The 26,303-nt window shown below is 69.8% G+C and carries 21 protein-coding genes and 2 tRNA genes; 19 read left to right on the forward strand and 4 right to left on the reverse strand.

Annotated features, from left to right (window positions below):
- Positions 1-27 precede the first annotated feature (27 nt).
- Positions 28-222, forward strand: coding sequence for a hypothetical protein (locus tag ACFYZA_RS08065; RefSeq protein ID WP_100579694.1), 195 nt, complete (start codon positions 28-30; stop codon positions 220-222).
- 53 nt (positions 223-275) lie between these two features.
- Here ACFYZA_RS08065 and ACFYZA_RS08070 read toward each other — a convergent pair.
- Positions 276-346 (reverse strand) — tRNA-Gly (locus ACFYZA_RS08070).
- A gap of 259 nt (positions 347-605) precedes the next feature.
- On the opposite strand from ACFYZA_RS08070, the gene ACFYZA_RS08075 reads away from it, so the two are divergent.
- The 5 genes from ACFYZA_RS08075 (at position 606) to clpX (ending at position 5,326) form a co-directional block, all read left to right on the forward strand.
- A tRNA-Pro gene (locus ACFYZA_RS08075) sits at positions 606-682 on the forward strand.
- Between the two features lie 201 nt (positions 683-883).
- A complete protein-coding gene (gene tig / locus ACFYZA_RS08080) occupies positions 884-2,260 on the forward strand; it encodes a trigger factor (RefSeq protein ID WP_388488446.1) in 1,377 nt (458 codons plus the stop codon).
- Between the two features lie 253 nt (positions 2,261-2,513).
- The gene (locus tag ACFYZA_RS08085; protein WP_100579696.1) at positions 2,514-3,122 is read left to right on the forward strand and encodes an ATP-dependent Clp protease proteolytic subunit; all 609 of its coding nucleotides are present in this window, start codon (positions 2,514-2,516) and stop codon (positions 3,120-3,122) included.
- A gap of 45 nt (positions 3,123-3,167) precedes the next feature.
- Positions 3,168-3,857 (forward strand): ATP-dependent Clp protease proteolytic subunit, encoded by a 690-nt coding sequence (locus ACFYZA_RS08090; protein WP_114036844.1) that lies wholly within the window; start codon positions 3,168-3,170, stop codon positions 3,855-3,857.
- A gap of 176 nt (positions 3,858-4,033) precedes the next feature.
- Positions 4,034-5,326, forward strand: a complete 1,293-nt coding sequence (clpX, locus tag ACFYZA_RS08095; RefSeq protein ID WP_161254410.1) for an ATP-dependent Clp protease ATP-binding subunit ClpX — start codon at positions 4,034-4,036, stop codon at positions 5,324-5,326.
- A gap of 71 nt (positions 5,327-5,397) precedes the next feature.
- On the opposite strand, the gene ACFYZA_RS08100 is transcribed toward clpX, so the two are convergent.
- Positions 5,398-6,396 carry a hypothetical protein gene (locus ACFYZA_RS08100; RefSeq protein ID WP_382588534.1) on the reverse strand — a complete coding sequence of 333 codons (999 nt, stop codon included), beginning with the start codon at positions 6,394-6,396 and terminating at the stop codon, positions 5,398-5,400.
- Positions 6,397-6,534: 138 nt separating this feature from the next.
- On the opposite strand from ACFYZA_RS08100, the gene ACFYZA_RS08105 reads away from it, so the two are divergent.
- Positions 6,535-9,159, forward strand: a complete 2,625-nt coding sequence (locus ACFYZA_RS08105; RefSeq protein ID WP_388488449.1) for a valine--tRNA ligase — start codon at positions 6,535-6,537, stop codon at positions 9,157-9,159.
- A 69-nt stretch (positions 9,160-9,228) separates the two neighbouring features.
- On the opposite strand, the gene ACFYZA_RS08110 is transcribed toward ACFYZA_RS08105, so the two are convergent.
- The gene (locus ACFYZA_RS08110) at positions 9,229-9,795 is read right to left on the reverse strand and encodes a vitamin K epoxide reductase family protein (protein WP_382588538.1); all 567 of its coding nucleotides are present in this window, start codon (positions 9,793-9,795) and stop codon (positions 9,229-9,231) included.
- Between the two features lie 131 nt (positions 9,796-9,926).
- On the opposite strand from ACFYZA_RS08110, the gene ACFYZA_RS08115 reads away from it, so the two are divergent.
- The gene (locus tag ACFYZA_RS08115) at positions 9,927-11,087 is read left to right on the forward strand and encodes a sensor histidine kinase (protein ID WP_382588540.1); all 1,161 of its coding nucleotides are present in this window, start codon (positions 9,927-9,929) and stop codon (positions 11,085-11,087) included.
- A 57-nt stretch (positions 11,088-11,144) separates the two neighbouring features.
- Here the strand turns inward: ACFYZA_RS08115 and ACFYZA_RS08120 are convergent, their stop codons facing one another.
- A complete protein-coding gene (locus ACFYZA_RS08120; protein WP_382588542.1) occupies positions 11,145-12,152 on the reverse strand; it encodes a rod shape-determining protein in 1,008 nt (335 codons plus the stop codon).
- A 101-nt stretch (positions 12,153-12,253) separates the two neighbouring features.
- Between ACFYZA_RS08120 and ACFYZA_RS08125 the strand changes: the two genes are divergently transcribed.
- From ACFYZA_RS08125 to ACFYZA_RS08175, 11 genes are all read left to right on the forward strand, one after another.
- Positions 12,254-13,759, forward strand: a complete 1,506-nt coding sequence (locus tag ACFYZA_RS08125; RefSeq protein ID WP_388488454.1) for a bifunctional folylpolyglutamate synthase/dihydrofolate synthase — start codon at positions 12,254-12,256, stop codon at positions 13,757-13,759.
- A gap of 4 nt (positions 13,760-13,763) precedes the next feature.
- The gene (locus ACFYZA_RS08130; RefSeq protein WP_382588546.1) at positions 13,764-14,114 is read left to right on the forward strand and encodes a DUF4233 domain-containing protein; all 351 of its coding nucleotides are present in this window, start codon (positions 13,764-13,766) and stop codon (positions 14,112-14,114) included.
- Between the two features lie 87 nt (positions 14,115-14,201).
- Entirely contained in the window at positions 14,202-14,615 is a 414-nt protein-coding gene (ndk, locus tag ACFYZA_RS08135) for a nucleoside-diphosphate kinase (RefSeq protein ID WP_382588548.1), read from the forward strand.
- Positions 14,616-14,883: 268 nt separating this feature from the next.
- The gene (locus ACFYZA_RS08140; protein WP_053727412.1) at positions 14,884-15,903 is read left to right on the forward strand and encodes a rod shape-determining protein; all 1,020 of its coding nucleotides are present in this window, start codon (positions 14,884-14,886) and stop codon (positions 15,901-15,903) included.
- A 124-nt stretch (positions 15,904-16,027) separates the two neighbouring features.
- Positions 16,028-17,158: a rod shape-determining protein MreC gene (gene mreC / locus ACFYZA_RS08145; RefSeq protein WP_382588550.1), complete on the forward strand. Its 1,131-nt coding sequence runs from the start codon at positions 16,028-16,030 to the stop codon at positions 17,156-17,158.
- 12 nt (positions 17,159-17,170) lie between these two features.
- A complete protein-coding gene (gene mreD, locus ACFYZA_RS08150; protein WP_382588552.1) occupies positions 17,171-17,845 on the forward strand; it encodes a rod shape-determining protein MreD in 675 nt (224 codons plus the stop codon).
- A 19-nt stretch (positions 17,846-17,864) separates the two neighbouring features.
- Positions 17,865-20,090, forward strand: coding sequence for a penicillin-binding protein 2 (gene mrdA / locus ACFYZA_RS08155; RefSeq protein WP_388488459.1), 2,226 nt, complete (start codon positions 17,865-17,867; stop codon positions 20,088-20,090).
- Between the two features lie 4 nt (positions 20,091-20,094).
- A complete protein-coding gene (rodA, locus tag ACFYZA_RS08160; RefSeq protein ID WP_382588556.1) occupies positions 20,095-21,288 on the forward strand; it encodes a rod shape-determining protein RodA in 1,194 nt (397 codons plus the stop codon).
- A gap of 88 nt (positions 21,289-21,376) precedes the next feature.
- Positions 21,377-22,921 carry a CHAD domain-containing protein gene (locus ACFYZA_RS08165; RefSeq protein ID WP_388488463.1) on the forward strand — a complete coding sequence of 515 codons (1,545 nt, stop codon included), beginning with the start codon at positions 21,377-21,379 and terminating at the stop codon, positions 22,919-22,921.
- 96 nt (positions 22,922-23,017) lie between these two features.
- Complete coding sequence (locus ACFYZA_RS08170) at positions 23,018-24,943, forward strand: TIGR03960 family B12-binding radical SAM protein (RefSeq protein WP_382588559.1); 1,926 nt, start codon at positions 23,018-23,020, stop codon at positions 24,941-24,943.
- A gap of 83 nt (positions 24,944-25,026) precedes the next feature.
- A complete protein-coding gene (locus tag ACFYZA_RS08175) occupies positions 25,027-26,181 on the forward strand; it encodes a hypothetical protein (protein WP_388488466.1) in 1,155 nt (384 codons plus the stop codon).
- Positions 26,182-26,303 lie beyond the last annotated feature (122 nt).

A 26,303-nucleotide genomic window follows, 5' to 3' on the forward strand; every position in this document is an offset into this window, starting at 1 on the left:
GGACCGACCAAGGGTGTGTGATCAGTTGTGGCCATTTCACTGTCAGCCGTGGTGCTGTTGGCGGTCGTCCTCGTGGTGCTCATCCGCGGCGGCTCCATCAAAGCCGGCCCAGCCATCGTCGCGATATTGTTCGGCTTCTTCCTGGCCTCGACGGGCATGGCCCCCTCGATCCAGCGCTTCCTGAACTCGATAGCGGACACGATCAACCAGATCAAGTTCTGAACACGCCGAAGGGCCTCCGCCGGAAACCGGTGGAGGCCCTTCGGACCTTCGAGAGCGGGCGACGGGAATCGAACCCGCGTAGCTAGTTTGGAAGACTAGGGCTCTACCATTGAGCTACGCCCGCAAGCACCGCACCGCAGGTCATCGCATCAGCGCGACCCCGGCACGTAGAGCATCGTAGCGGGTCGCACCCCGGCCGCGCACACCGCGCCCCCCGGGCCGGCGCGCGGGCCGGGCCCGGGCGATGGATCCCGGCCACCGGCGCCGGGGCGGAGCGGAGCGGGGGCGCGCGGATCGGTGCCCGGTGGCGTGCCCCGGACAAGCACCCCGAACAAAGCGGCCGACGCAGTCATCGCGGGCATGTACCCTACGTCTCGCACCGACGGGGTGTGGCGCAGCTTGGTAGCGCGTCCGCTTTGGGAGCGGAAGGCCGTGGGTTCAAATCCCGCCACCCCGACCAGCGCCACCGGCGCTCGATGTCCGCCGTCACCGGCGTTCGATCTCCGCGCACAAGATCACATTGTGGGTGGCATCCCGCTTGCGGTTACTATGCAAGCTGCGTGCCCGTGTGTCTGATGAATGATGTACCGGGCCCCATCCGTCGGGGACCGCTCGGTCTCCGGCAGAACTCCCAAGAAGTCAGCCACAAGGAGACCGAACCGTGAAGAGCGCCGTGGAGACCCTGAACCCGACTCGGGTTCGGCTCACTGTCGAGGTGCCCTTCGAGGAGCTCAAGGACAGCCTCGACGCGGCGTACAAGAAGATCAACCAGCAGGTCACGGTCAAGGGCTTCCGTAAGGGCAAGATCCCGGCCCGAGTGATTGACCAGCGGTTCGGTCGTGGCGCCGTGCTCGAAGAGGCCGTCAATGACGCGCTTCCGAAGTTCTACACCGAGGCGATCAACGAGGCGGAGCTGAACCCGCTGGGTCAGCCCGAGGTCGACATCACCGAGCTGAAGGACGGCGAAACGCTGAACTTCACCGCCGAGGTCGACATCCGCCCGACCATCGAGATCCCGGACTACTCCGGCATCGAGGTCACCGTCGACGCCGTCGAGGTCAGCGACGAGGACGTCGAGAAGTCCGTGGAGCAGCTCCGCGAGCGCTTCGCCTCGACCTCCCCGGTCGAGCGTGCCGCCGAGGACGGCGACGTCGTGACGATCGACCTGCAGGCCAAGGTCGACGGCGAGGTCCTGGAGGACGGCGTGGCCGAGGGTGTCTCGTACACCATCGGTTCCGGCGAGCTCCTCGAGGGCATCGACGAGGCCGTCAAGGGCCTGGAGGCCGGTGGCGAGGCCACCTTCACCTCCGAGCTCAAGGGCGGCTCGGCCGAGGGCAAGGAGGCCGAGGTCACCGTCAAGGTCACCCAGGTCGCCGCCCGTGAACTGCCCGCCCTGGACGACGACTTCGCGCAGCTCGCGTCGGAGTTCGACACCCTGGACGAGCTCAAGGCCGACAGCCGCAAGCGCCTCGAGAACATGAAGCAGTACGACCAGGCCACCCAGGCCCAGGAGCGCGTCCTCGACGAGCTCCTGAAGCTGGCCGAGGTCCCGATCCCCGAGAAGCTCCTCGCGGACGAGATCCAGACCCGCAAGCACAACCTCGAGCACCACCAGCTCGGCCAGATGGGCATCGACCTCGCCAAGTACCTGGAGATCCAGGGCAAGACCGAGGAAGAGTTCACCGCCGAGACCGAGGAGCAGGCGGTCAAGGGCATCAAGACGCAGTTCATCCTGGACGAGCTCGTCAACAAGGAGAAGCTGAACGTCAACCAGGAGGAGCTCACCGAGCACCTCATGCGGCGCGCGCAGTCCTCCGGCATGTCCCCCGACCAGTTCGCCCAGGCCGTCGTCGAGGGTGGCCAGGTGCCGATGCTCGTCGGCGAGGTCGCCCGCGGCAAGGCGCTCGCCGTCGTCGTCGAGGCCGCCAAGGTCACCGACACCAACGGTGAGGTCGTCGACCTGGAGGACGAGACCGAGGACGAGACCGCCGAGACCACCGAGGCCGCCGCCGAGGCCGAGGAGAAGACCGAGGCCTGAGCCTCCGTCCGTCTCTGAGGAGGGCCCGTACGCAGCCGCGTACGGGCCCTTCCCCGTACCGGATTCCGCTTCAACCACCTTGCGCTCCGAGCGAACAGTTCGGGAAGCGGGATGGCGTTGTCCCACCTGCGCGTTAGGGTCCATGAATACGAGGGTGGTGGAGTCTGGCGAGCCGGAGTCCGCGCCCTCGGAACGAAGACGATGAGACGGCCGAAGCCGTCAGAGACGAGCAGGTGGATACGTGACGAATCTGATGCCTTACGCCGCCGGTGAGCCGTCCCTCGGTGGTGGCCTCGGCGACCAGGTCTACAGCCGACTGCTCAATGACCGCATCATCTTCCTCGGCCAGCAGGTCGACGACGAGATCGCCAACAAGATCACCGCCCAGATGCTCCTCCTGGCCGCAGCCGACCAGGACAAGGACATCTACCTCTACATCAACAGCCCCGGTGGCTCGGTGACGGCCGGCATGGCGGTCTACGACACCATGCAGTACATCCAGAACGACGTGGTCACCATCGGCATGGGCATGGCCGCCTCGATGGGTCAGTTCCTGCTGACCGGTGGCGCCGCGGGCAAGCGCTTCGCGCTCCCCAACACCGACATCCTGATGCACCAGGGCTCCGCCGGCATCGGTGGCACCGCCTCCGACATCAAGATCCAGGCCGAGTACCTGATCCGTACGAAGAAGCGCATGGCGGAGATCACTGCCGCGCACTCCGGCCAGACCGTCGAGACGATCATCCGCGACGGCGACCGCGACCGCTGGTACACGGCGGAGGAGGCCAAGGACTACGGCCTCATCGACGAGATCATCTCCGCCGCCTCGGGCGTTCCGGGTGGCGGCGGCACCGGGGTCTGATCCCCCGACCCGCACCGCTTCCCCCGCCCACTGAACGCCACCAGGATGGTGAACACCCCCATGAGCAACTTCTCCGGCCCCTCGGCCAACGCGAGCGGCCTCTACACCGGCCCCCAGGTCGACAACCGCTACATCGTCCCGCGCTTCGTCGAGCGCACCTCGCAGGGCGTGCGCGAGTACGACCCGTACGCGAAGCTCTTCGAGGAGCGCGTGATCTTCCTCGGCGTGCAGATCGACGACGCGTCCGCCAACGACGTGATGGCGCAGCTCCTGTGCCTGGAGTCGATGGACCCGGACCGCGACATCTCCATCTACATCAACAGCCCGGGCGGTTCCTTCACCGCCCTCACGGCGATCTACGACACGATGCAGTTCGTGAAGCCCGACATCCAGACGGTCTGCATGGGCCAGGCGGCCTCCGCCGCCGCCGTCCTGCTCGCCGCCGGTACGCCGGGCAAGCGCATGGCGCTGCCGAACGCCCGCGTCCTGATCCACCAGCCCTCGGGCGGCACCGGCCGCGAGCAGCTCTCCGACCTGGAGATCGCGGCCAACGAGATCCTCCGGATGCGTTCGCAGCTGGAGGAGATGCTGGCCAAGCACTCGACGACGCCGATCGAGAAGATCCGCGACGACATCGAGCGCGACAAGATCCTCACGGCCGAGGACGCGCTGTCCTACGGCCTGGTCGACCAGATCGTTTCGACCCGCAAGACGACCACCTCCGCGGCGGCCTGACCCGCTTCGGCGACCTTGGCGCGGTCCACGTGGAAGTGAACCGCGCCAAGGGGGGCCCGAACGAGGGGCTCGGCAAGGTACCGTCGGTAGGGGGTCTGGGGGTGTCCCCCCGGAAAACGCAGTAGGCACCAGGAGGCGGCGCACATGGCGTCTCCCAGGCGAAGGGGAAGCACCTCGTGGCACGCATCGGTGACGGCGGCGACCTGCTCAAGTGCTCGTTCTGCGGAAAGAGCCAGAAGCAGGTGAAGAAGCTCATCGCAGGCCCCGGGGTGTACATCTGCGACGAGTGCATCGACCTCTGCAACGAGATCATCGAGGAGGAGCTCGCCGAGTCCTCCGAGGTGCGGTGGGAGGAACTTCCCAAGCCGCGCGAGATCTACGAGTTCCTCGAGGGGTACGTCGTCGGGCAGGAGCCCGCGAAGAAGGCCCTCTCGGTGGCGGTCTACAACCACTACAAGCGCGTCCAGGCCGGCGAGAACGGCGGCGGCACGGGCCGCGACGACGCGATCGAGCTCGCCAAGTCCAACATCCTGCTGCTCGGCCCCACCGGCTCCGGCAAGACGCTGCTCGCGCAGACCCTGGCGCGCATGCTCAACGTCCCCTTCGCGATCGCGGACGCGACCGCCCTCACCGAGGCCGGATACGTCGGCGAGGACGTCGAGAACATCCTCCTCAAGCTGATCCAGGCCGCGGACTACGACGTCAAGAAGGCCGAGACCGGGATCATCTACATCGACGAGATCGACAAGGTCGCCCGCAAGAGCGAGAACCCGTCGATCACCCGCGATGTGAGCGGCGAGGGCGTGCAGCAGGCCCTGCTCAAGATCCTGGAGGGCACCACCGCCTCCGTCCCGCCGCAGGGCGGACGCAAGCACCCGCACCAGGAGTTCATCCAGATCGACACGACGAACGTGCTGTTCATCGTGGGCGGTGCCTTCGCGGGCCTGGAGAAGATCATCGAGTCCCGGGCCGGCGCCAAGGGCATCGGCTTCGGCGCGACGATCCGCTCCAAGCGGGAGATCGAGGCCAGCGACCAGTTCCAGGAGGTCATGCCGGAGGACCTGGTGAAGTTCGGGATGATCCCCGAGTTCATCGGCCGTCTGCCCGTGCTGACCTCGGTCCACAACCTCGACCGCGAAGCGCTCCTGCAGATCCTGGTCGAGCCGCGCAACGCGCTCGTCAAGCAGTACCAGCGCCTGTTCGAACTCGACGGCGTGGAGCTCGACTTCGACCGTCCGGCCCTGGAGGCCATCGCCGACCAGGCCATCCTGCGCGGCACCGGCGCGCGCGGCCTGCGCGCCATCATGGAGGAGGTCCTCCAGTCGGTGATGTACGAGGTGCCGTCCCGCAAGGACGTCGCCCGTGTCGTCATCACCGCCGACGTGGTCCGCAACAACGTCAACCCGACGCTGGTCCCGCGCGAGCCCCGCATCGTGAAGAACGACGGGCGGCACGAGAAGAGCGCGTAGCGCTCACCCCGCAACGCGAAGGGGCGCCCGGTCAACTTCCTTGACCGGGCGCCCCTTTGGGTCGCGTCGGGCTACTTCTTGACGCGGGACTCCTTGCGGACGTCGGCAGCGATCTTCGCCGACTGGTCCATCGTGTACGTCTTGGTGCCGGCGGTCGGCTCGACCACGCCCACCGTGCTGTAGTCCGCCCAGATGCACATGAACGTGTGCTGCACGGCCTTGGTGAGGATGTTCGTGGACTCGGCTTCCTGGCACTTCATCAGCGCGCCGTCGAGTCCGGCGGGGGAGACCGACTTGGCGTCGCCCACGAACTTGGAACCGTTCGGGTTCTGTTCCTTGTCGGCCAGCTTGGACTTCATGTTGGCGAAGGTGGCGTCGATCGTGCTGGCCGGGTCCTTCACGGCGCCGTACAGGCCGAAGTAGTTGAAGTTCTCCGCGGTCTGGGCCTTGGCGATGTCGGCGGGGACCTTGGGGTCGATCTTGAGCAGGTCCATCGTCGAGTAGAGCCCGGAGATCTGGGTGGAGTCGGTGAGGCCCGAGTCGCTCAGCCGCTTCGCCTCGTCACCGCTCGTCTTCTTCTCGGTCCCCTGCCCCTGGATCTGGTACTTCGACAGCAGGCTCGCCGGGGTCGACAGCTTGTGGGGCCCGTCGTTCTTGAGGCCGCCCGAGTCGCTGCCGCCCTTGGTGAGGAACCACGCGCCGCCGCCGACGACCGCGAGCGCCACCACGACCGCCGTGACGATCAGCCCGGTCTTCTTCTTCGGAGCGGCCGGGGGCGGCTGCATCGGTCCGCCGTAGGGGGGCTGCTGGCCGTACGGGGGCTGCTGGGGCGGCTGGCCGTACGGCTGCTGCTGCGGGTACCCGTAGGGCTGCTGCGGAGGCTGCTGCCCGTACGGAGGCTGCTGCGGCGGCACGCCCTGGGGCGCCTGCTGCGGATAGCCGTAGCCGGGCTGCGGCTGACCCGGCTGCGGCTGACCGGGCTGCCCGTACGGCTGCTGCGGAGGCTGCTGACCGTAGGGGCCGGGCTGCTGCGGCTGGCCACCGTACGGGCCCGGCTGGTTGTAGCTCATTGCTGGGTTCCCCCTAGGAAATGCTTATCCGATCCCGACATCCTGACCGAACAGCCGCTGACGCGGTGCGGCGGGGGGCCCACCGTTACGAAAGATTCCCGTTTCGGTGCGGGCCGGTGACACCCCTAAACTGGCCCGGTGACCGAGAACACTCAGCAGCAGAATCCAGCGCCCACCACCGAACTGCCGACCCAGTACGCGCCGGCCGAGGTAGAGGGGAAGCTGTACGAGCGCTGGGTAGAGCGCGGTTACTTCACCGCCGACTCGGGGTCCGACAAGGACCCGTACACCATCGTCATCCCGCCGCCGAACGTCACGGGCGCGCTGCACCTGGGGCACGCCTTCCAGGTCACGCTCATGGACGCGCTCACCCGCCGCAAGCGGATGCAGGGCTACGAGACGCTGTGGCTGCCCGGCATGGACCACGCCGGCATCGCCACGCAGAACAAGGTCGAGCAGCAGCTCGCCGAGGAGGGCAAGTCCCGTCAGGACCTCGGCCGGGAGGCGTTCACCGAGCGCGTCTGGCAGTGGAAGGGCGAGTACGGCGGCCGCATCCTCGGCCAGCTCAAGCGGCTGGGTGCGGGCCTGGACTGGTCGCGTGAGCGGTTCACCATGGACGAGGGCCTGTCCAAGGCCGTCCAGACGATCTTCAAGAACCTGTACGACGACGAGCTGATCTACCGGGCCGAGCGCATCATCAACTGGTGCCCGCGCTGTCTGACCGCCATCTCGGACATCGAGGTGGAGTACCAGGAGGACCCGGGCGAGCTCGTCTCGCTGAAGTACGGCGAGGGGGACGACACCCTGGTCGTCGCCACCACGCGCGCCGAGACGATGCTCGGTGACACCGCGATCGCCGTCCACCCCGACGACGAGCGCTACCAGCACCTGGTGGGCAAGCTCATCAAGCTGCCGCTCACCGACCGCTCCATCCCGGTCGTCGCGGACGCCCACGTCGACCCCGAGTTCGGCACCGGCTGCGTCAAGGTGACCCCGGCGCACGACCCGAACGACTTCGCCATCGGGCAGCGGCACGACCTCGAATCGATCACGGTCATGGACGAGCGCGGGGTCATCACGGTCCCGGGTCCGTTCCAGGGCCTGGACCGGTACGAGGCGCGTTCGGCGATCGTCGGCGCGCTCAAGGAGCAGGGCCGCATCGTCGCCGAGAAGCGCCCCTACATGCACTCGGTCGGCCACTGCTCGCGCTGCAAGACCACCGTCGAGCCGCGCCTGTCGATGCAGTGGTGGGTCAAGGTCGGCCCGCTCGCGCAGGCCGCCGGTGACGCGGTCCGCGACGGCCGGGTCAAGATCCACCCCGAGGACATGTCGAAGCGGTACTTCGACTGGGTCGACAACATGCACGACTGGTGCATCTCGCGCCAGCTGTGGTGGGGCCACCGCATCCCGATCTGGTACGGCCCCGAGGGCCAGGTCGTCTGCGTCGGGCCGGACGACGAGGTGCCCACCGGCGAGGGCTGGCACCAGGACCCCGACGTCCTGGACACCTGGTTCTCGTCCGGCCTGTGGCCGTTCTCCACACTGGGCTGGCCGGAGAAGACCGCCGACCTGGAGAAGTTCTACTCGACCGACGTCCTGCTCACCGGCCACGACATCATCTTCTTCTGGGTCGCCCGGATGATGATGTTCGGCCTGTACGCGATGGACGGCGAAGTCCCGTTCAAGACGGTCGCGTTGACCGGTCTGGTGCGTGACGAGTTCGGCAAGAAGATGTCGAAGTCCAACCCGAACGCGGTCGACCCGCTGGACTGGATGGACAACTACGGTTCGGACGCGGTCCGTTTCACCCTCGCCAAGGGCGCCAACCCCGGCGCGGACGTGCCGATCGGCGAGGACTGGGTCCAGGCGTCCCGCAACTTCGCCAACAAGATCTGGAACGCGACGCGCTTCGCCCTGATGAACGGCGCGACCGTCGAGGGCGAACTCCCGCCCGTGGAGCAGCTGTCGGCGACCGACCGCTGGATCCTGTCGCGGCTGAACAAGACCGTGGCCGAGGTCGACGCGTACTACGAGGACTACCAGTTCGCGAAGCTCAGCGAGGCGCTCTACCACTTCGCGTGGGACGAGGTCTTCGACTGGTACGTCGAGCTGTCGAAGACGACGTTCTTCGCGGGCGGCGAGCAGGCGAAGGTCTCGGGCCGGGTCCTCGGCGAGGTGCTCGACGTGATGCTGCGGGTCCTGCACCCGGTCGTCCCGTTCGTCACCGACACCCTGTGGACGACGCTGACCGGCGGCGAGTCCCTCGTGATCGCCGACTGGCCGCGCGACAGCGGCTTCCGCGACGAGGCCGCCGAGCGCGAGATCGAGCTGGTCCAGCAGGTCGTCACCGAGGTCCGCCGCTTCCGTTCCGACCAGGGTCTCCAGCCCGGCCAGAAGGTCCCGGCCGAGCTCACCCTGACCGGCACCGCGCTGGCCCCGCACGAGGCGGCCATCCGTCAGCTGCTGCGGCTCCAGCCGGCCGGCGAGGGCTTCCACGCCACCGCCTCGCTGCCCGTCGCGGGCGCCACGGTCGCGCTCGACCTGTCCGGCACCATCGACGTCGAGGCCGAGCGCAAGCGCCTGACCAAGGACCTCGGGGCGGCCGAGAAGGAGAAGGCGGACGCCAACAAGAAGCTCGGCAACGAGGCCTTCCTCGCGAAGGCCCCGGACAACGTGGTCGACAAGATCCGCACCCGGCTCGCCAAGGCCGAGGCCGACATCGAGCGCATCAGCAACCAGATCGCCGGCCTGCCCCAGGCCTGATCCGGACGCCGTACGAAGACGAGGAAGGCCCCCGGGACCCGGTCCCGGGGGCCTTCCTCGTCTTCGCGTTCAGAACAGCCGGTCGCCGAACTCCGCCCACACCAGCGCCGCCACGACCGCGTACATCGCCAGCGGCACCAGCCAGTGCGGGACCACCCGGCGCACCCAGGAGCGGGGCCGGGCGACCTGCCGGGTGACGTACCAGAACAGCGGGATCATCACCGCCCACACCAGCAGGCACCACGGGCACAGCGCCCCGATGACGTAGAGGCACTGGCCCATCAGCCAGACCGTGAAGGCGAAGCCCGCCGTGACGCCGGCCCAGACGCCGAGCCACAGCCACCGGGGGAACTCAGCGCCCGCGACCAGGGCGAGCCCGAGTGCCGCGAGCGCGGCGAACGCGCCCACGCCGAGCAGCATGTTGGGGAACCCGAGCAGATTGCCCTGCCACGTGTCCATCACGTCGCCGCAGCTGAGCACCGCGTTGATGTCGCAGCCGGGGGAGAAGGCCGGGTTCTCCAGGGTGTGGATGCGGTCCGCCGTCAGGACCCCGGAGGCGAGGGTGCCGAGCAGCCCGCCGACCAGCAGGAGGAGACCGGTGCCGCGCGCCGGACGGCGGGGGGAGGGGGCAGGCATGGGAACCACGCTAGGGATCCGGGCGGTCGGCGGGGGAGGGCCGAAGGGACCGGATCCACGTGCGACATATCACTAAATTTGGGCCGTTCGGCTTAGGCGTTCGGGCCCAAAGACCTTGGATGATGGAGGGCATGCACACCCCGCCCTCCCCCTCCGCGCCGCAGCGCGCGCTGGCGGCGGCGCGTGCCGTGAGCACGCGCTGGGTGGGCGAGGAGCGCGCCCTGGACGCGCTGATAGCGCTGAGCTGCTTCGGCCTGATGGTCCTGGACGTGCCCGGCCTCGCCAAGGCCGACAACTCCCTCAACAGTTACACCGCCCCGCCCGTTCTCGCCCTGGGCGCGGCCACCCTGTTCTTCCGGCGCCGCTGGCCGTGGCTGCCGTACCTGGTCTCGCTGTTCTTCCTGGGCTGGCTGCACCAGCTGAACCTGGTCCAGTTCGCGCTGTACTCGATCGGCCGGTTCCGGGGCCGGCGCGCGGGGGTCCTCGCCACCATCGGGTACATCGCGGTGGCGTACGTCCTGTTCAACCTGCCGGGCTGGCCCGACACCCGGGGCGAGACGCTCAGTTCGTTCCTGGCGATCGTGGTGCCGGTGGGTGTGCTCGCCTCCGGCGTCGGCATCTCGGCCTACCGCCACGACCTCGTCCACGAGTTGGAGGCCCAGCGGGCCGAGACCGCGGCCCTGCAGGCCGTGCAGGCCGAGCGGGTGTCGGTGGCCCGGGACGTGCACGACATGGTGGGCCGGGAGCTGACGATGCTCGCGGTGCGTTCCGAGGTGCTCGCGATGCGGGCCAGGAACGAGCCGCACCACAAGGACTTCGAGGAACTCGCCGACACCGCGCGCCACGCCCACCTCATGCTGAACGAGATCATCGTGCGGCGCGCGGACGAACGCACCGCCACGCCCGGCATCGACGGGCTGCACGCGCTGGCGGAGGAGAGCCGGAGCGCGGGCACGCCGGTCGGCCTCGACATAGAGGAGGCCGCGCACCGGCTGTCCCCGCTGCGGCAGGCCGCCGTCTACCGGGTGGTCCAGGAGTGCCTGACCAACTCGGTCAAGCACGCGCGGGGCGAACCGGTCGCGGTGACCATCCGGCTCGCCGCGGGCGACCTGGTGGTCACCGTGCAGAACCCGCTGCCGCGCTCGGCCCCGGTGAAGGCCCCGGTCTCCACGGGGACGGGGACCTTCTCGATGCGGGAGCGGGTGGAGAGCATGGGCGGCTCGCTCGCGACGACCCGTACCGACACCACGTACGAGGTGCGGGCGACGCTTCCGGCGGGCGCGGTCGGCTGACCGGGCCCGGCCACGGCCCCGGTGGCCCGGGCTCCGCCGCCCGCGCCCGCCCGGCGCCTACGTGCCGACGAGCAGCTTCTGCAACTGGTCGAAGTCCTCCACGCACTTGCCCGAGCCGAGCGCCACGCAGTCCAGCGGGTCGTCCGCCACGAACACGGGGATGCCGGTCGCCGACGCCATCCGCAGGTCGAGGCCGGGCAGCAGGGCGCCGCCGCCGGTCAGGACGATGCCGTGCTCCATCACATCGCCGGACAGCTCCGGCGGGCACTCCTCCAGGGTGACCTTCACCGCCGCGATGATCGACTCCACGGGCTCGTCGAGGGCGGCCCGCACCTCGCGCGCGGTGAGCGACAGCGTCTTGGGCAGGCCGCCCACCTTCTCGCGGCCCCGGATCGTGAAGGCCCGCTCCTCCAGCTCCTCGTTGCCCGGCACCGGCCACGCCGACCCGATCGCGCACTTGACGTCCTCGGCGGTGCGCTCGCCTATGAGCAGCGAGTGCTCCTTGCGCACATAGTCCGTGATCGCGGTGTCCAGGCGGTCGCCGCCCACCCGCAGGGACTGCGAGGTCACGATGCCGCCGAGCGAGATCACGGCGACCTCGGTGGTGCCGCCGCCGATGTCCACCACCATCGAGCCGCGCGGCTCCGCGACCGGAAGCCCGGCCCCGATCGCCGCCGCCATGGGTTCCTCGATGAGGTGCACGGCCTTGGCGCCGGAGCGCTGAGCGGCGTGCACGATCGCGCGCCGCTCCACCGGGGTCACCCCGCTCGGCACGCACACCACCATGCGGGTGCGCGGTCGGCGGCCCGGCACGGCCTTCTTCACGAAGTGGCGGATCATCTCCTCCGCCGCCTCGTAGTCGCTGATCACGCCGTCCCGCAGCGGCCGGATCGCGGTGATCGAACCGGGGGTCCGGCCGATGGTCTCCTTGGCCTCCGTGCCGACGGCGAGGGCCGTGCGGCCGCCCTCCTTCATCGCCACCACGGACGGCTCGTTGAGCACGATGCCCTGCCCCCTGGCGTACAGAAGCGTGTTGGCGGTGCCGAGGTCGATCCCTATGTCCATGATCGCCAAGTTTGCCCGGACGGCCCCGGGGACCCGGGGGCCGAACGTCCCGAAAGGGGCGGGTCCAAGGTCCTGTCGGTACCCCTCCGTAGACTGGTCCCGTGACCGAGCAGCCCGACCGCAGTGAAGCCGATGACTTCGACGGAATCGTCGAAGCCGAGACCGAACGAGACCCCGACCTGGCGGTGATCGAGGCCGGCAGCCGCACCCTGCGCACCCACGGCGTACAGCCCCAGGGCGAAGCCGTGCCGGGCCGCCCGGCCGACCCCGAGGTGGACGCGGCGCTGCGCGCGGTCGAGACCGAGCTCGCGGGCCGCTGGGGCGAGACCAAGCTGGAGCCTTCCGTCACCCGGATCGCCGCCCTGATGGACGTCCTCGGGGAGCCGCAGCGCGCCTACCCGACGATCCACATCACCGGGACCAACGGCAAGACCTCCACCGCCCGCATGATCGAGGCCCTGCTCGGCGCCTTCGAGCTGCGCACCGGGCGCTACACCTCGCCGCACGTCCAGTCGATCACCGAGCGGATCAGCCTGGACGGCCTGCCGATTCCCGCCGAGCGCTTCATCGAGACGTACGAGGACATCAAGCCGTACGTCGAGATGGTCGACGCCCGGGAGGAGTTCCGGCTCTCCTTCTTCGAGGTCCTCACCGGCATGGCCTACGCGGCCTTCGCGGACGCCCCGGTGGACGTGGCGGTCGTCGAGGTCGGCATGGGCGGCACCTGGGACGCGACGAACGTCATCGACGCCGGCGTCGCCGTCGTCACCCCCATCGACCTCGACCACACCGACCGCCTGGGCAACACGACCGCCGAGATCGCCACGGAGAAGTCCGGGATCATCAAGCAGGACGCGACCGTGATCCTGGCCCAGCAGCCGGTGGACGCGGCGCAGGTCATGCTCAAGAAGGCCGTCGAGACGGACGCGACGGTGGCCCGCGAGGGCATGGAGTTCGGCATCGTGGGCCGCGAGGTCGCCGTCGGCGGCCAGCTCCTGACGCTGCGCGGCCTCGGCGGCGAGTACGAGGAGATCTTCCTGCCGCTGTACGGCGCCCACCAGGCGCACAACGCGGCGGTGGCCCTCGCCGCGGTCGAGGCGTTCTTCGGCGTCGGCTCGCAGCAGCCGGGCCCGCTCGACATCGACACCGTCCGCAAGGCGTTCGCCTCCGTCGTGACGCCGGGCCGCCTGGAAGTCGTGCGCCGCTCGCCGACCGTCGTCCTGGACGCCGCGCACAACCCGGCGGGCGCGCGGGCCACCGCCGACGGCCTGACCGAGGCGTTCGGCTCCTCGCGCCTGATCGGCGTGGTCGCCGCCAGCGCCGACAAGGACGTCAAGGGGCTGCTCGAAGCGTTCGAGCCGGTCTTCGCCGAGGTCGTGGTCACCGCGAACGCGTCGATGCGCTCCATGGACGTGGACGAGCTGGCGGCGCTCGCCGTCGAGGTGTTCGGCGACGAGCGGGTCGTGGTCGAGCCCCGTCTGGACGACGCCATCGAGGCCGCCATCACCCTGGCCGAGGAGGAGGACGAGTACGCGGGCGCGGGCGTCCTCGTCACCGGCTCCGTGTTCACGGTCGGCGACGCCCGGCTGCTGCTGAAGAGGGGCTGACCCGATGCGTACGCTCTGCGCGTCCACCCTGATCGGTGAATTCTTCGTGATCGCCTTCGCGGGCCTCGTCGCGATGAAGGACCCCGGCCTCGCCACCACCACCGTGTGGACGGTGTGCGGCATCGGCATGCTGCTCTCGGTGCTGCTGTGCGGGATGCTCGGCCGGCGCGGCGGCGTCGAGCTCGGCTGGGCCCTCCAGATCGCCCTGATCGCGAGCGGTTTCGCCGTCCCGCTGATGTTCTTCATGGGCGCGCTGTTCGCCGCCCTGTGGTGGGCCTCGGTCCACTACGGCCGCAAGATCGACGAGGCGAAGGCGAGATTCGCGGCCCAGGCCGAGGCCCAGGCGCAGGCCTAGGAGGCGGTGGCGGGACCGGGTGTCGGGCCTTCGGCTACACCCGGTAATCTCGGCGGACCGCACACGTTTGCCAAGGAGCCGCACACCATGACGCAGCGCACCCTCGTCCTCCTCAAGCCGGACGCCGTCCGCCGCTCGCTGGTCGGGGAGATCATCGGCCGCATCGAGCGCAAGGCCGGCTGGCAGATCACCGCCCTTGAGCTGCGCACCCTGGATCAGGACACCCTGGAGCAGCACTACGGCGAGCACAAGGGCAAGCCCTTCTACGAGCCGCTCGTGGAGTTCATGTCCTCGGGTCCGGTCGTCGCCCTGGTCGTCGAGGGTGAGCGCGTCATCGAGGGTGTACGCCAGTTGGCGGGTCCCACCGACCCGATCGCGGCGGCCCCGGGGTCCATCCGTGGCGACTTCGGCACCATCGTCCGGGAAAACCTCATCCACGCCTCGGACTCCGAGGAGTCCGCGGAGCGAGAACTGAAGATTTTCTTCCCGGGCCGCAGCTGACCCGTTTACTGACGCAATGTCAGCCATATAGCGCTCACGACCTGGGGCGACCGAAGGAATTTCGGTCGTCCCTGGGCATATGCGCGGTGACTTCGGGAACGCATCGCCCCGACACGACGTCACCAATACTGAGGTGGACCACCGCGCCGTGTCCGTGCAGGCCGGACTACGATGGGCCCTCACGCTCAACGCACCCACCTCGCCGACCTGAGAAGCCGTCAACGCTCGATTAGGGAAGGCCGGACGCATCCTCATGGGGAGCAACAAAATGTCGTTCATCGGCCGTGACATGGCTGTCGACCTCGGGACCGCCAACACGCTGGTGTACGTCAGGGGCCGCGGAATCGTCCTGAACGAGCCGTCCGTCGTCGCCATCAACACCAACACCGGCGGCATCCTGGCGGTCGGCGCGGAAGCCAAGAAGATGATCGGCCGTACGCCGGGCAACATCGTTGCCGTACGGCCGCTGAAGGACGGCGTGATCGCCGACTTCGAAATCACCGAGCGGATGCTCCGCTACTTCATTCTGAAGATCCACAAGCGCCGGTATCTGGCCCGCCCGCGCGTCGTGGTCTGTGTGCCCTCGGGCATCACGGGAGTCGAGCGCCGCGCCGTCATCGAGGCCTCCACCCAGGCGGGCGCCCGCCAGGTGCACATCATCGAGGAGCCCATGGCCGCGGCCATCGGCTCGGGTCTGCCGGTGCACGAGGCCACCGGCAACATGGTCGTCGACATCGGTGGCGGCACCACCGAGGTCGCCGTGATCTCGCTCGGCGGAATCGTCACGGCCCAGTCGATCCGGGTCGCGGGCGACGAGCTCGACAACGCGATCATCCAGCACATCAAGAAGGAGTACTCGCTCCTCCTCGGTGAGCGGACCGCGGAGCAGATCAAGATCACGATCGGTTCCGCCTACGACCTCGACAAGGACGAGCACACCGAGATCCGCGGCCGCGACCTCGTCTCCGGCCTGCCGAAGACCGTCGTGATCTCCGCCGCCGAGGTGCGCAAGGCGATCGAGGAACCCGTCAACGCGATCGTCGACGCCGTGAAGACCACCCTCGACAAGTGCCCGCCGGAACTCTCCGGCGACATCATGGACCGCGGCATCGTGCTGACCGGCGGCGGCGCCCTGCTGCGCGGCCTGGACGAGCGGCTGCGCCGCGAGACGGGCATGCCGATCCACATCGCCGAGGACCCGCTGGACTCGGTCGCCCTGGGCTCCGGCAAGTGCGTGGAGGAGTTCGAAGCACTCCAGCAGGTGCTCGACGCACAGCCCCGCCGATAGCCCCTCGGGGCCTGCTGTCCGCCGTATGGGTCACTGCCAACCCGTACGGCGGATCGTTGATATACAGATCGAAGAGATCTTGTAGATCACCCACATTCCTACGAGGAAGGCACGGCCGCCGCACGTGAGGGACACACGAGAGAGCCGGCTGCTTCTGGTGCTGCTGATCGCCGTAGCGTTCGCACTGATCACGGTGGACATCAGAGGAGGGGCGAATTCACCGGTGGACGGCGCCCGGCAGGCCGCCGCGGCCGTCTTCGGACCGGTGGAGAACGGGGTCGCGGCCGCGGTCGACCCGGTCGGCAACGCGATCGGCGCGGTGCGCGACTCCGGCAAGCGCCACGACAGGATCTCCACCCTGCAGGCCGAGAACGAGGCGCTCAAGCAGAAGCTCGGCAGCGACTCCCGCAACCGCAGCCGCCTGAACCAGCTCGACGCGATGCTGAAGACCGCCGGCGAGGGCCAGTACGGCATCAAGGCCGCCCAGGTCGTCGCCATAGGAGCGGCCCAGGGCTTCTCCTGGACGGTCACCATCGACGCCGGGTCCAACGACGGCATCAAGCGCGACATGACGGTGCTCAACGGCGACGGCCTGGTCGGCCGGGTCACCACCGTCGGCCCCTCCACCTCGACCGTGCTGCTCGCCAACGACCCCGACTTCACCGTCGGCACCCGCATGGAGAGCAGCGACGAGCTGGGCTTCGCCACCGGTCACGGCGACCGGCCGCTGTCCGTCCAGCTCCTCAACGGCAAGGCCAAGGTCAACCCCGGCGACCGTCTGGTGACCTTCGGCTCGCAGGCCGACAAGCCCTTCGTGCCCGGCGTCCCCGTCGGCGAGGTCGTCAAGGTCGACCCCTCGGGCGGCGACCTCACGCGCACCATCTACGTACGTCCCTACGTCGGCTTCACCAAGCTCGACATCGTCGGCGTCGTCGTCCAGGCCCCGCGCACCGACCCGCGCGACCAGGTGCTGCCCGCCAAGCCCAAGCCGACCCCGATCCCGACGGTCACCGTCACGGCCACCCCGTCCGGGAACCCGACGCCGAACGGCCAGGGCAACACCGAGATCGCCAACCAGAACGCGAACGCCAACGCCGACGGCAACCCCGACCCGAACGCGAAGCCGAACCAGCCCGCCGGCCAGGCCAACCCCCCGGCCGGCCAGGCCAACCCTCCGAACGGGAACGCCAATCCGAATCCCAACAACGGTGATCCGAACGGCCAAGGCAACGCCAACGCCGACGGCGAGCAGTAGGAGCTGATCCAGATGCGTGTCAACAGGGTCATCCTCTCCGCCGCCCTGGTCGTCATCGCCCTCGTCATCCAGGTGAGCGTCCTCGCCCGCCTCCAACTGCCCGGTGCCGTACCGGACTTGGTGCTCCTGACCGTGCTCGGCCTGGCCCTGGTCTACGGCCACCTCGGCGGTGCCTTCGTCGGATTCGGCGCCGGTCTGCTCACCGACCTCGCCCCGCCCGCCGACCACGCCGCCGGGCGCTACGCCCTCGTCCTGTGCGTGATCGGCTACCTCGCGGGGCTCGCCAAGCCCGACCACGGGCGGCTGCGCACCGCGGCCGGGCCGATGCTGGTGGTGGTCGGCGCGGCCATCGGCTCGACGCTGCTCTACGCCACCGTCGGCGCCCTGGTGGGGGACACCGCGGCCCGCCATGTCGGCCTGCCCAGCCTGCTGTTCACGGCCGCCGTCTACGACCTGCTGCTCGCGCCGTTCACGGTGCCGCTGATCATGGCGATCGCCCGGCGGGCCGAGAACGATCCGCTCGGCGAGACCACGGGCAACGGCAGCCCCAAGAGCAACATCACCTCCGGCTGGCTCGCCGGCGGTACCGGCCTGCGCGTCGGCGGCCAGCGCGGCGGCCTGCGGATCAAGGCCGCCAGGAACAGAGCGGCCCGCGCCGGTCGCATCAAGGGCGTCAAGCGTCTGTGAACCAGGGGGTCGTCAAGGCATGAGCAACATTCCCGAGACCGGCCGCACCCCCCGGGTGCAGATCCGGCTCGTCATCATCCAGATCCTGGTCTTCTCGCTGCTGCTCACGCTGGGCGGCCGCCTGTGGTACCTGCAGATCCGCAACGGCCAGGAGTACGAGGACGAGGCCAAGAACAACCACGTCCAGCAGGTCGTCCAGCCCGCCGTGCGCGGCTCGATCCTGGACGCCCGAGGCGTTCCGCTCGCCGACAACGAGACCCGCCTGGTGGTCTCCGCCTCGCGCACCGACCTGTCGAAGATGCCCGACAAGGGCAAGGCCGTCCTGACCCGGCTCGCGGCCGTGCTCGGCATGAAGCCGCAGGACGTCATGGACAAGGTCAGGCTCTGCGACGCCAAGACCCCCAAGCCCTGCTGGAACGGCTCGCCGTACCAGCCGATCCCGGTGACCGACAAGGCCACCACCCAGCAGGCCCTGCAGATCCGCGAGCGCTCCGAGGACTTCCCGGGCATCACCGCCGACCCCACCGCCGTGCGCCGCTACCCCGCGCCCGGCAAGGCCAACACCGCCCAGGTGCTCGGCTACCTCTCGCCCGTCACCGACGACGAGATCACCAAGGCCAAGGACACCGACTCGCCCTACCTGCGCTCCGACCAGGTCGGCCGCTCGGGCCTTGAGCGCACCTACGACAAGCAGCTGCGCGGCAAGGCCGGCATCACCCGGTACGAGGTCGACAACCTCGGCCGCGTCATCGGGCAGGCGCAGAGCGACAAGGCCCAGCCCGGCGCGAACGTCGTCACGTCGATAGACGCACGCGTGCAGGCGGTCGCCGAGTACGAGCTCGACTACGCGATGAAGGCCGCCCGCCAGCAGTTCGACAAGATCACCAACGAGAACTACAAGGCGGACTCCGGCGCGGTCGTCGTCATGGAGGCCAAGACCGGCCGCGTCGTCGCCATGGCGTCGGCGCCGAACTACGACCCGAACGTCTGGGTCGGCGGCATCTCCGCCAAGGACTACCAGGCGCTCACCGGCAAGGACAGCGACTACCCGTTGCTGAACCGCGCCATACAGGGTCAGGCCGCACCCGGCTCGACCTTCAAGGTGGTCTCCACGGCCGCCGCCGTCGAGGCCGGCTACAAGTGGGACGGTGGCTACCCCTGCACCAGCTCCTACTCGGTGGGCGGACAGGTCTTCAAGAACTTCGAGGGTGAGAGCTTCGGCCCCATCTCGCTCGGCCGGGCCCTCGAGGTCTCCTGCGACACCGTCTTCTACGGGCTCGCCGACAACGAGTGGAAGAAGGACGGCGGGATCAACCCGAAGAAGGGCCAGCCCAAGGACTACTTCTACAAGGCGGCCCACCAGTTCGGCCTCGGCAAGGTCACCGGCGTGGACCTGCCCAACGAGGTCACCGGCCGCGTCCCGGACCGGCAGTGGAAGGAGAACCTCTTCACTTCCATGAAGGACAGCTGGTGCAAGACCGGCAAGAAGGACGGCACCTACGTCGAGAAGATCGCGTACGAGAACTGCCTCGAAGGCAACAAGATGCGCGAGGGCGACTCGATCAACTACTCCATCGGCCAGGGCGACACCCTCGTCACGCCGATCCAGGAGGCCATGATCTACGGGGCGATCGCCAACGGCGGCACCATGCACGCCCCGACCATCGGCAAGGCGATCATCAGCGCCGACGGCAAGTCCGTCCAGGAGATCAAGCCGAAGGTCAACGGCAAGCTGCCGGTCACCCAGGCCACCCTCGACGGCTTCAACAAGGCGCTCGCGGGCGTCGTCACCAGCGGCACCGCCGCCTGGAAGTTCCAGGGCTGGCCGCAGGACAAGATCGAGCTGCACGCCAAGACCGGCACCGCCGAGGTCTACGGCAAGCAGACCACCTCCTGGCTCGCCACGTACTCCAAGGACTACACGGTCGTCATGACGATCGCCCAGGCCGGTACGGGTTCCGGCGCCTCCGGTGAGGCCGTGCGCAAGATCTACGAGGCGATGTACGGCGTCGACGACGCCGGCCACCAGGACCTCAAGCGCGCCCTGCTCCCCGAGCCCGAGCAGTCCCTGCCCAAGATCCAGCCCGACGGCTCCATCGACGCGCCGACGATCGCCGCCTACGACCCGGACGCCGGCAAGACCAAGGGCAAGCAGCAGCCCGACGGGCAGCCCCAGCCCAACGGCCAGCCGCAGCCCAACGACCCGGCCACCAACGTCGACAACCGCAACCCACGGAGGGACTAGCGCCATGGCAGGTTTCTCCGTCCCGCGCTACGCCCCCAAGGAGCGCGGAGCCTTCGCCAAACTGACCGCACGCGACTCGGTGGTGCGCCGGCTCGACTGGCCGCTGCTGCTCGCGGCCCTCGCGCTCTGCTGCATCGGCTCGCTCCTGGTGTGGTCCGCCACCCGCAACCGCACCAGCATCAACCAGGGCGACCCGTACTACTTCCTGATCCGGCACGCCATGAACGCCGGCATCGGGCTCTGCCTGATGATCGGCACCATCTGGCTCGGCCACCGCACCCTGCGCGGCGCGGTCCCCATCCTGTACGGGCTCTCCATCCTGCTGCTGCTCGCGGTGCTCTCGCCGCTCGGCGCCACCGTCAACGGCGCGCACTCCTGGATCGTGCTCGGCGGCGGATTCTCCCTCCAGCCCTCCGAGTTCGCGAAGATCGCGATCATCCTGTGCATGGCGATGCTGCTCGCCGCCCGCGTCGACGCGGGCGACCAGCCGCACCCCGACCACCGCACGGTGATGAAGGCCCTCGGCCTCGCGATGATCCCGATCGGCTGCATCATGCTGATGCCCGACCTCGGCTCCACCATGGTCATCGTGGTGATCATCCTCGGCGTGCTGCTGTCCTCCGGGGCCTCCAACCGCTGGATCTTCGGGCTGCTCGGCGCGGGAGTGGTCGGCGCGGTCCTCGTCGCCGCCCTCGGGATACTGGACAAGTACCAGATCAACCGTTTCGCGGCCTTCGCCAACCCCAACCTCGACCCGGCCGGCGTCGGCTACAACACCGGGCAGGCCAGGATCGCGATCGGCTCCGGCGGCCTGACCGGCACCGGGCTCTTCAAGGGCTCCCAGACCACCGGCCAGTTCGTGCCCGAACAGCAGACGGACTTCGTCTTCACGGTCGCCGGAGAGGAACTGGGCTTCGTCGGCGCGGGCCTGATCATCGTGCTCATCGGGGTCATCCTGTGGCGGGCCTGCCGCATCGCCCGTGAGACGACCGAGCTGTACGGCACCATCGTCGCCGCCGGCATCATCGCCTGGTTCGCCTTCCAGTCCTTCGAGAACATCGGCATGACGCTCGGCATCATGCCCGTCGCCGGCATCCCGCTGCCCTTCGTCTCCTACGGAGGGTCGTCCATGTTCGCGGTGTGGGTCGCCATAGGGCTGCTCCAGTCGATCCGGGTCCAGCGGCCGATAACGGCATAGCGGCATAGCGGACGAGGGCGCCGGACCGGCGAAGCTTGGCCGGTCCGGCGCCCTGCCGCAGGGCGCCGATCGCGTCTAGGGTCGGAACATGGCGGACACGAAGCGCGAGATCGAGCGGAAATTCGAGTTCCCCACCCCGGACGGGAACCCGGCCCGTCTCCCCGACCTGACCAGAGTCCCCGGTATCGCCGCCGTCGTCGCGCGGGGCGCCGTCGACCTCGACGCCGTCTACTACGACACCCAGGACCTGCGCCTGGACGCCGACTCCCTCACCCTGCGCCGCAGGACGGGCGGCGCCGACGCCGGCTGGCACCTGAAGTTCCCCGTCGCCAAGGGCATCCGCGACGAGCTGCGCGCCCCGCTCTCCGACGACCTGCCGCCGACGCTCTCGGCCCTGCTGCGCTCGCGCGTCCGCGATCGCCAACTCGTCCCCGTCGTAAGGCTGTTGTCGTCCCGCGAGGTCTGTCATCTGCTGGCCGACGACGACACCCCGCTCGCCGAGCTCAGCGTCGACACCGTCCGCGCCCAGGGCCTCGTCGAGGGCGCCTCCAGCACCGCCTGGACCGAGATCGAGGTCGAGCTCGCCGACGGCGTCCACGACGAGAGCATCCTGGACGGTGTGGAGAAGGCACTGCGCAAGGCGGGCATCCGGCCCTCGCCGAGCACCTCCAAGGTCGCCCGCGCGCTGCGCGAGACGCTCCCGCGCGAGGACGGCGCCGGCAAGGACGCCCGGCCCGCCGACGGCACCGCCGGCGCCGAGGTGCTCGCCTACCTGCGCGCCCAGCGCGACTCCCTCGTCGCCCACGACCCGGCCGTACGCCGCGAACTGCCCGACGCCGTCCACCAGATGAGGGTCGCCACCCGCCGGCTGCGCAGCGCGTTCAAGTCGTACGCCAAAGTGCTCGACCGGGCCGTCACCGACCCCGTCGGCGAGGAACTCAAATGGCTCGCGGGCGAACTCGGCGTCGACCGCGACCGGGAAGTCCTCACCGCCCGCCTGCGCTCCCACCTCAAGGCCGTGCCCGGCACCCTGCTGCTCGGCCCGGTCCGCGCCCGGCTGCGGATCTGGAGCACGGCCCGCCACACCGGCGCCCGGCACCGGACCGTCGCCGTTCTCGACGGCGAGCGCTACCTCGCCCTGCTCGCCACCCTCGACGCCCTCCTCGCCGACCCGCCCCTGCGCCCCGCGGCCGCCCGGCCCGCCGCCGACGTGCTGCCCAAAGCCCTGCTCAAGGACTACCGGCGCCTCGACGGCCGCATCCACAGCGCCCTCGGCCTCGCCTCCGGCCACCAGCGCGACCTCGCCCTGCACGAGGCCCGCAAGGCCGCCAAGCGCGCCCGGTACTCCGCCGAGGCCGCGACCCCCGCGCTCGGCAGGCCCGCCAAGAAGTTCGCCAAACGGATCAAGGCCGTACAGAGCCGGCTCGGCGACCACCAGGACAGCGTCGTCGCCCGCGACCAGCTGCGGATCCTGGCCGCCCAGGCCCACGCGGCCGGCGAGTCCGCGTTCACCTGGGGGCTCCTGTACGGCCGCGAGGAGGCGGCGGCGGCGCGGCGCGAGCGCGAACTGCCCGCCGTGTGGGCGCGCGCGTCCGGGGCGAAGCTCCGCAGGCGCCTGACGGCCGCCTCGTGACCGTCGCGCGAGCCGCCCCCTCGATCGTCGTGCGAGGGGGCGGCGCGGCTCGCGTTACGCTAGAGAGTCGCCCCCTGCCAGCCCACGAAGGTCGAGATGTCTGCCGAGTCCGTCTTCCCACAGCTCGAAGCGCTGCTCCCGCATGTGCAGAAGCCGATCCAGTACGTCGGCGGTGAGCTCAACTCCACCGTCAAGGCCTGGGACGAGTGTGACGTCCGCTGGGCGCTCATGTACCCGGACGCGTACGAGGTCGGGCTGCCCAACCAGGGCGTCATGATCCTCTACGAGGTACTGAACGAGCGCGAGGGCGTCCTCGCCGAGCGCACGTACAGCGTGTGGCCGGACATGGAAGAACTCATGCGCGAGCACCAGGTGCCGCAGTTCACCGTGGACTCCCACCGCCCGCTGCGCGCCTTCGACGTGTTCGGCCTCAGCTTCTCCACCGAGCTCGGCTACACCAACATGCTCACGGCCCTGGACCTCGCGGGCATCCCGCTGGAGTCCAAGGACCGCACGATCGACGACCCGATCGTCCTCGCGGGCGGCCACGCGGCCTTCAACCCCGAGCCGATCGCGGACTTCATCGACTGCGCGGTCATCGGAGACGGCGAGCAGGCCGTCCTCGACATGACCGAGATCATCCGCGGCTGGAAGGCCGAAGGGTGCCCCGGCGGCCGCGAAGAGGTCCTGTTCCGCCTGTCGCGGACGGGCGGCGTCTATGTCCCCGCCTTCTACGACGTCGAGTACCTGGCGGACGGCCGCATCGCGCGGGTCGTGCCGAACAGGTCGGGCGTGCCGTGGCGGGTCTCCAAGCACACCGTCATGGACCTCGACGAGTGGCCCTACCCCAAGCAGCCCCTGGTCCCGCTCGCCGAGACCGTCCACGAGCGCATGTCCGTGGAGATCTTCCGCGGCTGCACCCGTGGCTGCCGCTTCTGCCAGGCCGGCATGATCACGCGCCCCGTGCGGGAGCGAAGCATCACCGGCATCGGCGAAATGGTGGAGAAGGGCCTCAAGGCGACCGGCTTCGAGGAGGTCGGCCTGCTCTCGCTGTCCTCCGCGGACCACAGCGAGATCGGTGACATCGCCAAGGGCCTCGCGGACCGCTACACCGAGGACAAGATCGGCCTCTCGCTGCCCTCGACCCGCGTGGACGCCTTCAACGTCGACCTCGCCAACGAACTGACCCGCAACGGCCGCCGCTCGGGCCTCACGTTCGCCCCCGAGGGCGGCTCCGAGCGCATGCGCAAGGTCATCAACAAGATGGTCTCCGAAGAGGACCTCATCCGTACCGTCGCGACCGCGTACGGCAACGGCTGGCGCCAGGTGAAGCTGTACTTCATGTGCGGCCTGCCCACCGAGACCGACGAGGACGTCCTGCAGATCGGCGACATGGCGGTCAACGTCATCGCCAAGGGCCGCGAGGTCTCCGGGCAGAACGACATCCGCTGCACCGTCTCCATCGGCGGCTTCGTGCCCAAGCCGCACACCCCGTTCCAGTGGGCGCCGCAGCTCAGCGCCGAGGACACCGACGCGCGGCTCACCAAGCTCCGCGACAAGATCCGCGGCGACAAGAAGTACGGCCGCTCCATCGGCTTCCGCTACCACGACGGCAAGCCCGGCATCGTCGAGGGCCTGCTCTCGCGCGGCGACCGCCGTGTCGGCGCCGTCATCCGCGCCGTCTACGAGGACGGCGGCCGCTTCGACGGCTGGCGCGAGCACTTCTCCTACGACCGCTGGATGGCCTGCGCCGACAAGACGCTGCCCGCCTTCGGCGTGGACGTCGACTGGTACACCACCCGCGAGCGCACCTACGAGGAAGTCCTGCCCTGGGACCACCTCGACTCGGGCCTCGACAAGGACTGGCTCTGGGAGGACTGGCAGGACTCGCTCGACGAGACCGAGGTCGAGGACTGCCGCTGGACGCCCTGCTTCGACTGCGGGGTGTGCCCCCAGATGGACACCAGCATCCAGATCGGCCCCACGGGCAAGAAGCTGCTGCCGCTCACGGTGAAGAGCTGACCGCCCCGCCCGGCGCATAACCGCCTGATCACGAAGGGCCCCCTGCCGCAACGGCACGGGGCCCTTCGCGCGTCCCCGACGGTATGGAGAACCGGTCGGCCCCGCAGGGCCCCGAAGGCTGCCTCACCGTCGCGATCCGCATCCCGGTACGGATCGTGGTGCTGGTGCTCGTCGTCCCCGTCCGCCTGATGTGGGACCTGCTCGCCACCGGCGCGAAGGCGCTGCGCCGGACCGTGCTCGTGCCGCTGTGGCGGGCGCTGGTCGTGATCCCGTTCGGGTGGTCGTACCGGTCCGTACTGACGCCCCTCGGCCACGCGACTGCCTGGCTGGCAGCGCTGGTCGGGGCCGGGATCGCCGCGCTCGGCCGGGGCGTGGCACGGCTCGCCGCGACCCTGGTCGTAGCCCCCATCGGATGGCTGTTCCGGTCCGTCCTGACACCGCTCGGGCGGGCCGTCGCGTGGGCCGTCAACACGCTCGGCGGGGGCCTCGCATGGGTCCTCAGGATGCTCGGCGCGGGCCTCGGCCGGGTGCTGTGGGCCGCCTTCGTCTGGACACCGGCCACACTGTGGCGCCGCCTCCTCCAACCCCTCCTGCACTACGGCCTCCACGTGCCCGGCACCTGGCTGTACCGACACGTCCTCACCCCGCTCGGCCACGCAACCGCCTTGCTGGGCAAGGCGGTTGGCGCGGGCCTGCTCGCGGTGGCGCGAGGGCTTGGCGCGCTGGTCGTGGTGCTCCTCGTGGTACCCGTGGTGTGGCTGTACCGGCACGTGCTCACGCCGCTCGGGCGGGCGCTGGTCGTGGTGGTGCGGGAGGTCGGGCAGGCCGTCGGGCACGCCTGGCGGATCGCGGGGTACGTGTCCCGGGCGGTCGGCCGGGGGTTCAAGTGGCTCGGCTGGAACCTCGTCGGGCGACCGGTGCGCCGGGTGTACGTCGTACTGCTCACGCCGGCCGGACACTGGGTGCGGGACGCGGTGCTGCGGCCGGCCGGGCGGGCCGCGCTCGTCGTGGGCCGCGCCGTCGGCGAGGCCGTCCGCGGCGCGGGGCGCGCCGCACGCGAGGCCGTCGCCTCGGCCCGCGAGAGCGTACGCACGGCCCGGCAGGAGGCCTGGCGGGCGCTGGTCGGCGGGCCGCCCCGGGAACGGGCCGGGCACCGGGCGCGTACTCTGGGTAGTACAACTACTGCCTCCGGCGCGGTGCCCGCCCCCGAGATCTCCCTCCGCGAAACGGAGGGATGAGCCGGGTGGCGAGCCGGCCGCGACCGGAGGGACCCCCACAGGACGGTGGGCGGCGCTCACCGCGCCCGCCCCGCACCGAGGAGAAGAACCACTGGGCAAGCGACAGCCCGAAGGCCCGCCGC

Origin of the sequence: Streptomyces sp. NPDC001828 (genome assembly GCF_042892175.1) — a bacterium.
In the GTDB taxonomy this organism is placed as follows: Bacteria; Actinomycetota; Actinomycetes; order Streptomycetales; family Streptomycetaceae; genus Streptomyces.

Bases quoted from the DNA above. Each gene is read 5' to 3' on its own strand.
- ACFYZA_RS08085 (WP_100579696.1), top strand. From the start codon at position 2,514: ATGCCTTACGCCGCCGGTGAGCCGTCCCTCGGTGGTGGCCTCGGCGAC.
- ACFYZA_RS08100 (WP_382588534.1), bottom strand. From the start codon at position 6,396: ATGAGCTACAACCAGCCGGGCCCGTACGGTGGCCAGCCGCAGCAGCCC.
- ndk (WP_382588548.1), top strand. From the start codon at position 14,202: ATGACGCAGCGCACCCTCGTCCTCCTCAAGCCGGACGCCGTCCGCCGC.
- ACFYZA_RS08170 (WP_382588559.1), top strand. From the start codon at position 23,018: ATGTCTGCCGAGTCCGTCTTCCCACAGCTCGAAGCGCTGCTCCCGCAT.
- ACFYZA_RS08140 (WP_053727412.1), top strand. From the start codon at position 14,884: ATGTCGTTCATCGGCCGTGACATGGCTGTCGACCTCGGGACCGCCAAC.
- ACFYZA_RS08115 (WP_382588540.1), top strand. From the start codon at position 9,927: ATGCACACCCCGCCCTCCCCCTCCGCGCCGCAGCGCGCGCTGGCGGCG.
- ACFYZA_RS08165 (WP_388488463.1), top strand. From the start codon at position 21,377: ATGGCGGACACGAAGCGCGAGATCGAGCGGAAATTCGAGTTCCCCACC.
- ACFYZA_RS08175 (WP_388488466.1), top strand. From the start codon at position 25,027: ATGGAGAACCGGTCGGCCCCGCAGGGCCCCGAAGGCTGCCTCACCGTC.
- ACFYZA_RS08130 (WP_382588546.1), top strand. From the start codon at position 13,764: ATGCGTACGCTCTGCGCGTCCACCCTGATCGGTGAATTCTTCGTGATC.
- mrdA (WP_388488459.1), top strand. From the start codon at position 17,865: ATGAGCAACATTCCCGAGACCGGCCGCACCCCCCGGGTGCAGATCCGG.
- mreD (WP_382588552.1), top strand. From the start codon at position 17,171: ATGCGTGTCAACAGGGTCATCCTCTCCGCCGCCCTGGTCGTCATCGCC.
- rodA (WP_382588556.1), top strand. From the start codon at position 20,095: ATGGCAGGTTTCTCCGTCCCGCGCTACGCCCCCAAGGAGCGCGGAGCC.
- ACFYZA_RS08090 (WP_114036844.1), top strand. From the start codon at position 3,168: ATGGTGAACACCCCCATGAGCAACTTCTCCGGCCCCTCGGCCAACGCG.
- ACFYZA_RS08110 (WP_382588538.1), bottom strand. From the start codon at position 9,795: ATGCCTGCCCCCTCCCCCCGCCGTCCGGCGCGCGGCACCGGTCTCCTC.
- ACFYZA_RS08120 (WP_382588542.1), bottom strand. From the start codon at position 12,152: ATGGACATAGGGATCGACCTCGGCACCGCCAACACGCTTCTGTACGCC.